This window comes from Epibacterium ulvae (assembly GCF_900102795.1).
GTDB lineage: Bacteria > Pseudomonadota > Alphaproteobacteria > Rhodobacterales > Rhodobacteraceae > Epibacterium > Epibacterium ulvae.
The window spans coordinates 133,860-147,640 of the sequence record NZ_FMWG01000009.1 but is presented as its reverse complement, the minus strand read 5'-3'; the positions used below and the strand labels follow the sequence as shown (position 1 = coordinate 147,640).

Genomic DNA, 13,781 nt, shown 5'->3' with positions numbered 1-13,781 from the left:
AAATTCCTACCAGCGCGATATACAGACGTTGATCCATCGAATGAACCAAACCGCCCACATATCTCTTCAGTTATCTATCAATGTCAAAGAGCAAACACCCAGAGGTCAAAAACAGGACCGTAACGCCAATCTCTCAGCGCACACAGCCACCAAATCTCTCCAAATGCCCCAGTCTTTCCTAAGCGTCAAATCGTCTCTCCGATCCGTCAATCCCCGTCTCTCCGGAGCGTCCCTAGCAGCGTCTCCGCCGCCCCGTTGTGCGCCTCAGCGCCGCCGGTGAGAGGCCTTCTAGACCTACTAACACCGACTCGCAACCCCTAATCATAAGAAAAATGACAGAATTACAAAAAACTCTCGATCAACGCCTTCAATCTAGGCAATAGCCCTTCAATGTTAACCCCCACTCCTAAACCATTCGGGTGAATACCATCAGCCTGCATAAACAGAGACAGCCGATCTCCACCTGAAACACGCTCAGAAATCCCGGCAAAGATATCAGAATAAACCACCACACCAAACTGATGAGCCAAATCACTATAGATCTGATCAAATTCGGTCTGATAAGCTTGGCCATAATTCCCAGGTCCCTGGACCCCAACTAAAAAAACCTTCAGGCCCTTTTCTTGCGAAATCGCAATAATCTTGCCTAGATTGGCTTTGGCCTGTGCGGGCGGTAAACCACGCAAGGCATCATTGCCGCCCAATAGGATCAAAATTGCATCAAAGGGTTCGGCCAAGGCCCAGTCAATACGTGCGGCGCCTCCGGCCGTTGTATCACCAGAGACACCTGCATTGATCACCTCGATATCATAACCCTCATTTTGCAATCGTGCTTCCAGCTGAGGCACAAACCCCTCCTCTTGTGAGAGGCCATATCCCTGCACAAGACTGTCCCCAAAGGCGAGCAGGCGCAGTGGGTCCGCCTGCGCCAAACCTGCGTAAAAGATAAAACCCAATATAAAGGCAACCTTGTGTAACACGTGAAACGCTCCATATCCCAAGTAGCGACCCGCAACAGGCCCCGATTACATGACACAGAACACCCTCCAGAGCGCCCTGCCCATTCTTGATCTTAAAGATGCGTGCCTCACGTTAAAAAACAACAGCGGATCAGTCCAAATTCTGCGTGATATTTCATTGCGAATAGATGCTGGAGACACCGTAGGGCTCATTGGCCCCTCAGGATCCGGAAAATCTTCGTTGCTGATGATCATGGGCGGGCTAGAACGGGCCACTAGCGGCAGTATTCACGCTCTGGGACAAGATCTGAGCGTTCTGAATGAAGATGCACTGGCCCGTTTTCGCCGTGGCACTATGGGTGTTGTGTTCCAAAGCTTTCACCTTATCCCAACAATGACCGCGCTGGAAAATGTCGCGACACCTCTAGAGCTTGCCGGAGAGCCAGATGCGTTTGAACGCGCCGCGGAAGAGCTCAAAGCTGTAGGCCTAGACCATCGTGCAGATCATTTCCCAGCGCAACTCTCCGGCGGTGAGCAACAACGCGTTGCCCTCGCGCGCGCGCTGGCTCCACGGCCGCGCCTGCTCCTTGCAGATGAGCCAACGGGCAACCTTGACGCAAGCAATGGTCAAATGATCATGGACCTCATGTTTGATCTGCGCGACCGGTACGACATCACATTGGTTATGGTAACACATGCGCCCGAACTGGCCGCACGCTGCAATCGGATCATCCCGCTAAGAGATGGGCGAATTGATACTTCTACACAGGCCGAGGCCGCAGAATGAGCAAACGAATTTGGGCACAGGCGTGGCGCATTGCACGGCGTGAATTGCGCGGAGGGGTCAGAGGGTTTCGCATCTTTTTAGCCTGTCTCGCACTTGGCGTGGCTGTGATCGCTGCGATTGGATCGTTGCGCGCGTCGATCGAGGGCGGACTGGAACGAGAGGGGCGCGCACTGTTAGGCGGGGACGCAGAACTGACCTTCACCTATCGCACAGCGGAACCCGCTGAGTTTGAATGGATGAACCAGATCGCAACGGCATATTCTGAGATCATTGATTTCCGTTCCATGGCCGTTGTTGACGAAGAGCGCAGCCTGACGCAAGTGAAAGCGATTGATAATCTATACCCTCTTGTCGGGGCTGTTCAGCTGTCACCTGAGATGCCTTTGGGCATTGCCCTGCAACCTGATGAGGGCCTCCCCGGCGCGGTCATGGAGCGTGCTTTGGCTGATCGCCTTGGACTTACGACCGGTGAGACATTCACCTTGGGAAATCAGGATTTCCGCCTAAGCGCACTTTTGATCGTTGAACCTGATGCCGCCAGCGCAGGCTTCACTTTGGCCCCACGGACACTAGTACACACTGAGGCCTTAGCAAATTCGGGTCTTTTGGCGCCCGGCACATTGTTTTCCAGCAAGTATCGCCTACGCCTTCCTGCAGGCAGTGATCTTGATGCATTGAAAGCAGCAAGCGAAGCACAGTTTGCGGACACAGGATTACGGTGGCGAGATGCGCGCAATGCTGCCCCCGGTATTCGCCGGTTTGTTGATCGGCTTGCAGCCTTTTTGGTCCTTGTAGGTCTTTCAGGTCTCGCAGTTGGGGGTGTTGGGATTTCAGCCGCGGTGCGCGCATATCTTGCGACAAAGACCGCAACAATCGCAATGCTACGGACCCTTGGCGCAGATCGCAACACAATCTTCCTCAGCTACTTCCTGCAAATCGCGGTAATATCCGCTCTTGGTATTACATTAGGTCTGCTGGTCGGCGGCATTCTTCCGCTTGCACTGGGTCCAGTGATCGAAGCAGCCCTACCCTTCCCGGCTGAAATCGACCTCGCACCACGTGCGCTGCTGGAGGCGGCGCTTTATGGGGTTTTGACCGCGTTTCTTTTTACGCTCTGGCCTTTGGCACGCGCAGAGCAAATCACTGCTGCAACCTTGCTACGTGATCGCACCAACACCACAAAACAACGCCCGGCCTTCCGGTACCTGATCATCACCGCATGTGGCGTGATGGCTCTGGTCGGGCTTGCAAGCTGGTTCACCGGGTCGATGTGGCTGACAATCTGGATGGCGCTGGGGCTTATCGGCGCATTGATGATTTTATGGCTCGCCGCGTGGATGATGGCAGCCTTTGCGCGGTTCATTCAAAAATATATGCGCGGGCATCCCAGCCTTAGATGGGCCTTAAGCCAAACCGGTAACAACCGCGAGGCTGCAACAGCAACTGTTATAGCCCTGGGGCTAGGCCTTACAGTCCTTGCCGCAATTGGACAAATCGATGGCAATATGCGCCGTGCCATTCAGGACAATCTGCCAGATCAGGCCCCTTCTTACTTTTTTGTCGACATACAACGCGATCAGATGCCCGCATTTTTGCAGCGCGTTGAACAGGATCCAAAAGTCAGCCGCGTTGAAAACGCACCCATGCTACGCGGGATCATAACCCGTATTAATGGCCAACCGGCCCGCGATATTGCCGGGGATCACTGGGTGATCCGAGGCGACCGGGGCGTCTCTTATGCAGGCGCACAACCTCCAAATACATCAGTGACAGCAGGCACCTGGTGGAGTGAGGACTACACTGGCAAACCGCAAATCTCATTTGCGGCAGAAGAGGCTGAGGAAATCGGATTGGAGCTTGGCGATGAAATGACCGTGAACATCCTTGGTCGCGATATCACCGCAACCGTGACAAGCTTTCGCGAAGTAGATTTTTCCACCGCCGGAATGGGTTTCATACTGGTGATGAATGAAGCTGCTTTAAAAGCAGCTCCTCACAGTTTCATTGCGACCGTCTACGCGCAATCCGAGGCTGAAACGCAGATTTTGCGGGATATTGCGCAAGCAATGCCCAATGTTACGGCCATTCGAATGCGCGATGCCATTGATCGCATCGCAGGCATTCTGGAACAGCTCGCATCGGCTACGGGATATGGCGCCGCTGCGACATTACTTACCGGATTTCTGGTCTTGCTTGGCACTGCTGCGGCCGAAGAACCGTCCCGCCGCTATGAGGCGGCAGTTCTGAAAACACTGGGTGCTTCACGATTGCACATCTTATTCAGCTTTGCACTGCGCACCGCATATTTGGGCGCTGCTGCTGCTTTGGTAGCGCTCATCGCGGGGATTGCGGCGGCTTGGGCCGTAAACACATATGTCTTTGATGCTGCATTTACAGTTATATGGAGCAACGTGTTGCTGATCCTAAGCGCAGGCGTCGGTGTTTCTCTGCTCGCTGGGTTGGTCTTTGCACATGCAAGCCTCAAAAGCCGTCCAGCTCAAATCTTACGTACGAAGGATTAAACCGCCATCGCAAAAGATAGTGCGCACTTAGCGACAGTTTGGCGTACAGAATATGCGAGCAAGGTCAGTGTTATCACACACCAAACTGTCCAGCGTCACCCCATCCAGTGCACTATAAAAAGCATCTGCTGCGCGCTGCAAAGCATCGCGCAAGCGGCAAGCCGACACCAAAGGACACGTGTTATCTGCATCAGCAAAACATTCTACAATCGGGACCGGTCCTTCGACATGGCGAAACACATCACCAATCCCGATTTCAGCCGCAGCGCGCCCCAACATAATACCACCTTTGCGTCCGCGTTGCGTGGTCAGGTATCCGGCCTGGCTGAGCTGATTGATCACCTGAGCCAGATGATTTTCCGACACGTTGCAAACCTCCGCCACCTCAGCTTTGGTCACCAGGCGGTCGTCATGCGTTGCGCAGTACATCAAAAGACGTGCAGCAATATTGGTTCGTTTGGTAATCCGCATCCGTTCCTCCATCCTGCCGCGCCCTTCACGGCATTCGCCGCAAAAGGCAGATCAGAAAGATGGCACAAAACGCAAAAGTGCGATTTGACATACATCAATAATGGCACGGATTTTTACACAAGCCACAACAACCCAAAGATGAACAAAGATAACATTGACAGCTCAGAGTAGAGCATTGATATGGGTTGATGAAGAACTAACCAAAACAATCATTGAGGTCTCACAACTAGACCTGAAACAACAATCCGAATCTGTGATCTGCATTTTCAAAAGGCGGTCTACTGCATTGAGCACAGTCCACATCTTCTGCGTATGTGGACCTACTCACGAACAGGATATTAAACGACAAAGGATCTATTTATGGCATTCATTGAGGGCACCGAATACGATGACAATTTAGAGGGAACCTCCTCCAACGACACCATTATTGGTGGCGAAGGTTGGGATACCTTGCGAGGCGGCGCCGGCAACGACAGCCTATTCGGTGGTGACGATAATGATACGCTGATTGGTAGTGCCGGAGACGATACCCTGGACGGTGGTGTCGGGTGGGATTGGGCCTCCTACGAAGACAGTGCAGCCTCAGTCTCGGCCAACCTTGCAGAAAACACTGTAACGGGCAGTGACATCGGCACCGATGTTCTGGTCAATATCGACAACGTGCTAGGTTCTGATCAATCGGACATTATACGCAGCAATGCAAACGACAACTGGCTTGCAGGCGGAGCGGGTGCTGACACGCTCTATGGTGGTGCGGGCAGCGATATTCTTGATTTCTATTTCAACGACACCGGATATGGTCTGGAAATTGATCTGGCACGCGAAACAGTTGTCGATGGTTCAGGCGCAGTCGACACCTTCTATGATTTTGAAGGAGTCGCAGGCACTTCATATTCAGACTTGATCCGGGGGGATAATGGCGACAACAGGCTGCTTGGATATTCCGGCGATGATCGACTTTATGGCCTTGAAGGGGCTGACAGTATCCGGGGGCATTCGGGCAACGACACACTTTATGGGAATCGAGGAAACGACACGCTACGTGCCGGCCATGGGAATGACATCGTAAATGGCGGCCGGGGAAAGGACGTTCTGTATTACCGGCATGGAAACGACATGCTGGACGGCGGTCGCGGGCAAGACGAACTGCGCTTCTCAGATTATATACATGAGACCTACGATAACGAGTTGGGTGGACCAGATGATTTTCATGAACTTACCGTGAACCTGAAAACGGGTCAGCTCTCGTTTGTCACGGGCCTTGCGCTCCCCTACTTTTTCGATGACGTAAACGGTTCCTACCACACACACAACACCACTCTCAGCTCCATCGAACACATCCGAGCGACCTACGAAACAGATGATGGTTTTCACGAGCTACAACTCGACCTTAACGCCATAGGCTCAGCGGGTAAGAACACATTGATCGGCGGCGTTGGTCAGGATACATTAAGCGGCCGCAATGGCGACGATTTTCTCTGGGGCGGTGGCGGCAATGATCTGTTGCGCGGCGGGAATGGGAATGATCGGCTCTCAACAAGTTTGGGCAATGACACTTTGAATGGTGGGAATGGCGCGGATGAGCTGCGATTTGATCGTGCCGCGCGCGAGCTGGAAAATGGATCAAGTGACATTGTCATTAATCTGAATACCGGGATTGGTTATGCAACGGCCGATCGCACAGGTACAGAATCTCGAATCATTTCAATTGAAAACATCACAGGCACTTATGAAACCAATGGCGACCTGCGTGAACTTGAGGTTGACCTCATCGCAACAGGCACACAGGGCACCAATCGGCTGATTGGTGGGGCTGGCAACGATCAAATTCGTGGTTTGTCAGGACGAGACCGTCTGAATGGTGGAAATGGCAATGACCGGCTGCGCGGACAAGATGGCGACGATCTCATAATCGGCGGGCGTGGGCGTGACCTGCTTTGGGGCGACGACGGCAACGATACGTTCTTGTTTAATGGCAATTGGGGACAAGACCGCGTCAAAGATTTCGATATTGGCACTGATACGCTGCTGATCCGGGGCGCCGATGAAGCGAGTGATTTCGCAAGCTTTCAAGATGCAGCACAGCAAGTTGGCGACAATATCGTCTATGATGCGAGCGACGATGGGCGCAATGTTATCGTAATAGAAAACACTGTCCTGAATAATTTGAGCGTAGATGATTTTCAATTTGGCTAAAGACGAACCAATTGGAAAAAAGATAAAGGCGGTGCTCATCAGCACCGCCTTTTGTTTTTCTGGCTTTTATCGTTCTGGACACTGAAATCAACCGCGGGCGCGGATAACCTGCATCAGCGGTAGCAATGCCCCCATATCAGGGCCACGTTCCATACCCGTCACAGCCTTGCGCAATGGCATAAATAAGCCCTTACCTTTGCGCCCGGTTGCCGCCTTCACAGCTGTTGTCCATTCCTTCCAACTGTCTGCAGTATACGGGCCTTCCGGCAAAAGCTGCATCGCTTCAGCCACAAATTCCGCATCCTCATCAGCAATCAAAGGATCCGCGCCGGTCTGGCAAAGCGCCCACCACCCTGCAAGGTCTTTCAAGGTAGTGATATTTTCTTTGGCCACCTCCCAGAAGGCGGCCTGTTGATCTGCGGGCACTCCAAGATCGGTCAGGGTTGATGCCACGACTTCCACGCTTTTCCCTTGCAGCAAGCGAGATGTCAGCGGAAAGACATCCTGAACATCAAATTTGGTCGGTGCCGTTCCAAAGCGCGAAACGTCAAAGCCGTCGATCAACTCAGCCATCTCATTGCGCAACTCCACCGGGTCAGAAGAGCCAAGGCGCGCCATCAGGCTCAATAACGCCATAGGCTGGACACCTTGTTCACGCAGATCACGCAAGGCCAAGGTACCCAGACGTTTGGACAACGCCTCCCCCTGCGGGCCGGTCAGCAAGGAATGATGCGCAAATTCAGGCGGTGTGCCCCCAAGCGCCTTGATGATCTGGATCTGTGTTGCGGTGTTGGTCACGTGATCTGACCCCCGCACAACATGGGTCACACCCATTTCGGTATCATCTACAACCGAGGCAAGCGTATAAAGGAATTGACCATCCCCTCGGATCAGGACCGGATCAGAGACAGAGGCCGCATCAATTGACACATCACCAACAATGCCATCCGCCCACTCAATACGTTCATGATCCAGCTTGAAACGCCAAACACCATCGCCGCGTTCAGCCCGCAACGCAGCTTTTTCATCGTCGGACAGGTCCAGCGCGGCGCGATCATACACAGGGGGCTTGCCCATGTTGAGTTGTTTTTTACGTTTCAGGTCCAGCTCAGTAGGTGTCTCAAACGCTTCATAAAAGCGTGAGATATCCCGCAATTGATCGGCCGCAGCAATGTAACGGTCTAAACGATCAGACTGTCGCTCCACCTTATCCCAGGTCAGGCCGAGCCATTCCAGATCTTCTTTGATGGCATCAACATATTCTTCTTTTGACCGTTCCGGGTCTGTATCATCGATACGCAGAATAAACGTGCCGCCCGCTTTGCGCGCGATCAAATAGTTCATCAGCGCGGTGCGCAGATTGCCCACATGAATATATCCGGTGGGTGACGGAGCAAAGCGGGTTGTGGTCATCATGCATCTCCTGTTGAAGAGATGCTCTGTCATATGGCCTGCGTTTTGTCCAGTTGCCGAAGCTGCAAAGGTTTCGGTTCCCTCATGAATATAAGTTAACATAAGCAGATCTGATACACTTACAGACTCCGTATTTTTACGGCGCTGCACTCAGACGTAAATACAATTGTGCGCCCGCGCAGAGCAGCTGTTCACATCGAAACCAAAACAGCGCGGATCTCACAGGGACGTTACCCTTATGAGCAGAGGGAGTGTGCCATAATTCCCTTACATTCTCTCCTGTAGACCCCATGAAGTGAGGTTAAGATGAAACTCTCGATTTCCCGCCGCTCCATCTTGAGCAGTGCTCTTGCAGCGCCAATGCTGTTGAATGCTGCTTCCGCTTCCGCACAAACCACGCTGACACCCGCAAAGACGGCATCTGCGCGCAGCTTCCAAATTGGAAAATTTATTGTAACAACCCTTCTTGACGGTACGATAACGCGTGATGATACGAAAAACGTCTTTGGCCAAGGGGTCAGCGATGAAGAATTCGCACGTGTTTCAAAAGAGAATTTTATCTCTCCAGACAAAGGTCAATTCTACTTTACACCTACGCTTGTCTACACAGGTAGCGAACTGGTCCTGTTTGATACAGGTCTTGGTGGTGGCGGCATTCAAAAAGCGCTCGCCGATGTCGGTGTAACACCCGAACAGATTGATATTGTCGTCATCACCCACATGCATGGTGATCACATCGGTGGTCTTAAAACAAGCGGTGCAACAACTTTTCCAAATGCGCGCTATGTAACAGCCGCAGCCGAATATGATTTCTGGACGGGTCTTGGTGATAACGAACGCGCCGCGCCAGTGCGCAACAATGTCGTCCCCTTAGCAGAAAAAACCTCATTCATCAAAGATGGTGAAAGCGTGGTTTCTGGTATCACCGCGGTGAGCGCCGCGGGCCACACCCCCGGGCACACATTGTTTATGCTTGAAAGCGAAGGTCAGCAGCTTCTGCTCACCGCAGATCTGGCCAATCACTACGTGCTGTCCTTCTTAAACCCCGAATGGCCAATCATCTTTGACAACGACAAAGATGCCGCTGCCACAAGCCGCCGCAAAATATTGGATATGCTCGCAACCGACCGGGTGCCAATGATCGGCTATCACATGCCTTTCCCCGGCATGGGATTTGTCGAAACGCGAGATAGCGGTTTCCGCTTTGTCCCGGTCGGCTATCAATTTGCAATCTAAAAGCGTTTGAGGCGCTTGACCTGAGATATACACCCAAGCGCCGCGCATCAGCGCGGCGCTTGGCCCAACGGGCACAGGGTTGCCCTGCAACCCGAAGCCGGGCGGGAGCCCATCTGGGTTTTATGTTTCGCGTGGCGAGCGCCAGCGGTTTACAATTGGATAGCGACGATCCAACCAGAAAGCACGCTGTGTCAAACGTGCTCCCGGTGCTGACTGAAACCGCTTATACTCACTGATATAAACAAGATGCTCCACGCGGCGCGCATCGACGTCTTCAAATCCAGCAGCAACGCAGTCTGCAACGGATCCGTCTTGATCCACCAAAATCTCCAATAGTGCGTCCAAAACAGGGTAATCTGGCAAGCTATCACTGTCTTTTTGATCGTCTCGCAATTCAGCACTGGGTGGTTTGTCAATCACATTGGGGCGGATCACCTCCCCCGCAGGTCCCATCATCCAGTTCCGATGATTGGCATTGCGCCAACGACAGGTTTCAAACACCCGAGTTTTATAAAGATCTTTGATCGGGTTATAGCCGCCGTTCATGTCTCCATAAATCGTTGCATATCCTACAGCGACTTCAGATTTATTTCCGGTCGTTAGTAGCATTTCGCCAAATTTATTGGACATCGCCATCAACAATAGCCCTCGCAGGCGGGATTGAATGTTTTCTTCCGTCAGATCCGCATCCCGTCCTGCAAAGAGAGGCGCAAGCGTATTTGTAATCGCGGCCCGACCTTCAGAAATGGGTACATAATCATAATGCACGCCCAGCGCTTTGGCGACGGCCTCCGCATCATCCAGCGATTCAGCAGATGTATATTCTGACGGCAGCATGACGCAACGCACGTTCTGTGCCCCGATGGCATCCACGGCAATCGCCGCCACCAGCGCAGAATCAACCCCACCAGACAGACCAAGCAGAACTTTTTCAAAACCACTCTTGCGCAGATAATCCCGCAAGGCTTCGACCATCACACGGTAGTCCTGTTCCCAGACATCAGGCAAGCTCGCTTTTTCTCCGTCAAGCGCGCGCCACCCCTCCGCTGTGCGCTCCAGATCCAAATGGCTGATACAAGTGTCAAAAACAGGCATTTGAACTGCCAGCGCACCACCTGGATTCAAAACAAACGTACCACCATCAAAGACCTGATCATCCTGCCCGCCAGCCATGTTCAGATAAATCACGGGCAAACCGGTCTCAACACTGCGGGCAACCATGTGATTAAATCGCACATCCATTTTGCCACGAAAGTAGGGTGACCCATTGGGAATAAGAAGGAACTCCGCACCGGTCTCTTCAAGCGTTTCAGATACATCCTCATGCCAGCCGTCCTCGCAGATGGGGCTGCCAACACGGACATCCCCAACCGCATAAGGCCCCCCAAGTTGGCCAGCATCAAAAACCCGCACCTCATCAAAAACGGTCTCATTGGGTAAATGATGTTTCAACACCTTCGAGGCAATGTCCCCGTCTTTCAGAATAAGATAAGCATTATACAGCTTACCCCCTTCGGCCCAAGGGCAACCAATTGCCATAGCAGGCCCATCCACACAGCGCTGTGCCAATGTCTTGGCTGCGTTCATCGCCGCCGTGTGAAAGGCCGGTTTCATCACCAGATCTTGCGCATTATAGCCTGTTAAAAACATCTCAGGCAGCGCAATCAAATCTGCATGGGCGGCCCGTGCCTGTTCCCAAGCGGCAAAAGCCTGATCTGCATTGCCTGTGATATCACCCACCACCGGGTTTAACTGTGCCAGTGTCACGCGAAAACGATCAGCCATACCATCCCTGCCCTTTGCCACGATCCTCTGTAGTCATTTAACAGATCAGACATCAAGGGAAAGAGCCGCCCGCAAAAGACATTGCGACAACGGCGTCAGTCGCATAGTTTTCCTCAAGCCACATTCGGGCAGTTCTTGCACGAGTGAGATAAATTTGGGCAGACAGAGGTTTTCATGATCCGTCTTAACCGTCGCAGCGGCGATATACGTACACTGCTGCTTGCCAGCATCACCGTGAGCACCATTACGCTCGCCTCAGCAGCGCATGCACAAAGCAATGATGTTGTTACCACTCAGGATGAAATTGGTGGCGAATACACCGGTACATTCAGCGGCGGTCTTCCGCATGGCAACGGCAGCTATAAATTACCAAACGGCTATGAATACACCGGTGACTGGGTCGACGGAGAGATTCTGGGCACGGGCACGGCGCGTTTCCCGAGTGGATCCATCTATGAAGGCGAATTTGCGCGCGGCAAACCCGAAGGTCTCGGCAAGATTACCTTTGCCAATGGCGGCACCTATGAAGGTGAATGGAAAGACGGCGTTATTAACGGCCAAGGCATCGCACTCTACACCAATGGCGCACGCTACGAAGGGCAGTTCCTGGATGCCGAACATCACGGCCAAGGCACAATAGAGACCCCCAGCGGTTATAAATACGAAGGGGCTTGGGTCGAAGGCCGCAAAGAAGGCAAAGGCCAGATCACCTATCCCAATGGCGCGCTTTATAACGGAAATGTCGCCGATGGCACCCTTGCAGGATTTGGCAAGCTCACCCTGACAGACGGGTTGGTCTATGAAGGCGAATGGCTGAACAATCAGATGCATGGTCAGGGGAAGTTAACCCAACCAAATGGCGACATCTATGAGGGTACGCTGGTGGCAGGCCGCAGACAGGGTTTGGGGAAACTCACCTATGCGAACGGCGATATCTACGAGGGCAACTTCGAGGATGACCAACGCAATGGAAAAGGCAGCTTCACGGGCAAAGATGGCTATCTCTACGAAGGCAACTGGCAAGACGGCCGCATCGAAGGTCAGGGGAAAGTGACCTATTCGGATGGCTCTGTCTACGAAGGCCAATTTCGCGCGGACCTTGCGGACGGACAGGGCAAAATCACCTATCCTGATGGATCCACCTATGACGGCGCATGGGTAACCGGCGTCATCAACGGACAAGGCACAGCCACCTATGCAAACGGCCTCACCTACACTGGTGATTTCAAAGATGCGCAAAACCACGGCCAAGGCGTCATGACTTATCAAGACGGGTATCGGTATGAAGGCGGCTGGCAAAACAACCTGCGCCACGGCGAGGCGGTCGTAACCTATGCAGATGGATCAATCTATACGGGCCAATTTGCCGAAGGCCAGCGCCATGGAACCGGAAAAGTGCAGATGCCTGACGGCTTCACCTACGAGGGAGACTGGGTTGAAGGTAGCATTACCGGAACCGGGGTCGCGACCTATCCCAACGGAGATATCTACCAAGGTGGCTTTGTCGACAGCAAGCGCGAGGGGGAAGGAACCATGCGCTATGCCAGTGGTCAGGAAGCAAGCGGCACATGGGAAGATGGCGCATTGGTAAACGGCACTACGCAAAATTAATTTCAAAAATGCGCAGTCAAAAAACCAGGCTGCGCATTTCATCGTTTCTCAACCGATTTTGATCTGCTCCAAATGCGAAGGTCGCGAAACCCCGTTTAAATTTGCGGGATCATCAATTGGGTTTTGAAGTTGCAGGCCCATAGGCACAACTCCTGCCCAGATCGGAAGATCATAGTCTTCTGCATCATCTTTGGGTGGTCCTGTTCTGATCTTGATTGCGCCTTCCTCGATCTTCATACGCATCACAGCAGTGGCTTTGACCTCTTTGCTTGTCATCGGGCGTAAACTGTCCCAACGATCAGGGAAAAGCACATCCACCATGGTTTTGAGATGCGCCGAAATGTGGTCCGCCCCAACAATACGTTCAGCGGTGCCAAATAGGGTTGCTGATCGAAAGTTGACCGAATGATGAAACGCGGAACGTGCCAGCACATAGCCATCCATACACGTCACATTCATACAGATCTTCTGTCCATCCATCGCACGCAAAGCGCGGCTGGCTGAAGATCCATGCCAATAAACGTGATCCCCTTCACGCCATTGAAGCGTTGGCAAGATAGAGGGGGCACCATCCATTTGGTAGGCAATCTGGGCAAGAGGCATGGCATTCAAAACCTCATACATCGTCTTACGGTCATAACGCCCCTTTTCATGTGCACGTCGCAACCGACTGCGTTCTGATTTCAGATCTTGGTCTGGCTCTTTTGGCTTGGTCATGTGGGTCTCTCGAAATAGCGTTGCTTTTCTTTCGGCTATCAGCAAATTGGTTTACGACTAAGATCCACTTTTTAACTTTAATGG

General features: G+C 52.7%; 10 protein-coding genes. 5 read left to right on the top strand and 5 right to left on the bottom strand.

Annotation, left to right across the window (positions count from 1 at the left end; translation table 11 throughout):
• Positions 1-341: 341 nt before the first annotated feature.
• Complete coding sequence (locus BLP79_RS14460) at positions 342-980, bottom strand: arylesterase (protein WP_232716570.1); 639 nt, start codon at positions 978-980, stop codon at positions 342-344.
• A gap of 49 nt (positions 981-1,029) precedes the next feature.
• On the opposite strand from BLP79_RS14460, the gene BLP79_RS14455 reads away from it, so the two are divergent.
• Complete coding sequence (locus BLP79_RS14455; protein WP_090220129.1) at positions 1,030-1,746, top strand: ABC transporter ATP-binding protein; 717 nt, start codon at positions 1,030-1,032, stop codon at positions 1,744-1,746.
• The gene (locus BLP79_RS14450; RefSeq protein WP_090220127.1) at positions 1,743-4,268 is read left to right on the top strand and encodes an ABC transporter permease; all 2,526 of its coding nucleotides are present in this window, start codon (positions 1,743-1,745) and stop codon (positions 4,266-4,268) included. Before BLP79_RS14455 ends, BLP79_RS14450 begins: the two co-directional genes overlap by 4 nt.
• A gap of 27 nt (positions 4,269-4,295) precedes the next feature.
• On the opposite strand, the gene BLP79_RS14445 is transcribed toward BLP79_RS14450, so the two are convergent.
• On the bottom strand, positions 4,296-4,739 hold the full coding sequence (locus BLP79_RS14445; RefSeq protein ID WP_090220175.1) for an RrF2 family transcriptional regulator: 444 nt from the start codon (positions 4,737-4,739) through the stop codon (positions 4,296-4,298).
• A gap of 360 nt (positions 4,740-5,099) precedes the next feature.
• Here BLP79_RS14445 and BLP79_RS14440 point away from each other — a divergent pair, with 360 nt between their 5' ends.
• Positions 5,100-6,935: a calcium-binding protein gene (locus BLP79_RS14440; RefSeq protein ID WP_090220125.1), complete on the top strand. Its 1,836-nt coding sequence runs from the start codon at positions 5,100-5,102 to the stop codon at positions 6,933-6,935.
• 87 nt (positions 6,936-7,022) lie between these two features.
• Here BLP79_RS14440 and gltX read toward each other — a convergent pair whose 3' ends face one another.
• Positions 7,023-8,348: a glutamate--tRNA ligase gene (gltX, locus tag BLP79_RS14435; RefSeq protein ID WP_090220172.1), complete on the bottom strand. Its 1,326-nt coding sequence runs from the start codon at positions 8,346-8,348 to the stop codon at positions 7,023-7,025.
• A gap of 306 nt (positions 8,349-8,654) precedes the next feature.
• Between gltX and BLP79_RS14430 the strand changes: the two genes are divergently transcribed.
• On the top strand, positions 8,655-9,584 hold the full coding sequence (locus BLP79_RS14430; RefSeq protein ID WP_090220121.1) for an MBL fold metallo-hydrolase: 930 nt from the start codon (positions 8,655-8,657) through the stop codon (positions 9,582-9,584).
• Positions 9,585-9,704: 120 nt separating this feature from the next.
• Here BLP79_RS14430 and BLP79_RS14425 read toward each other — a convergent pair whose 3' ends face one another.
• The gene (locus BLP79_RS14425) at positions 9,705-11,369 is read right to left on the bottom strand and encodes an NAD+ synthase (RefSeq protein ID WP_090220118.1); all 1,665 of its coding nucleotides are present in this window, start codon (positions 11,367-11,369) and stop codon (positions 9,705-9,707) included.
• Between the two features lie 174 nt (positions 11,370-11,543).
• Between BLP79_RS14425 and BLP79_RS14420 the strand changes: the two genes are divergently transcribed.
• On the top strand, positions 11,544-12,980 hold the full coding sequence (locus BLP79_RS14420) for a 2-isopropylmalate synthase (protein WP_090220115.1): 1,437 nt from the start codon (positions 11,544-11,546) through the stop codon (positions 12,978-12,980).
• Between the two features lie 48 nt (positions 12,981-13,028).
• On the opposite strand, the gene BLP79_RS14415 is transcribed toward BLP79_RS14420, so the two are convergent.
• Entirely contained in the window at positions 13,029-13,697 is a 669-nt protein-coding gene (locus BLP79_RS14415; RefSeq protein WP_090220113.1) for a pyridoxamine 5'-phosphate oxidase family protein, read from the bottom strand.
• Positions 13,698-13,781: the final 84 nt, after the last annotated feature.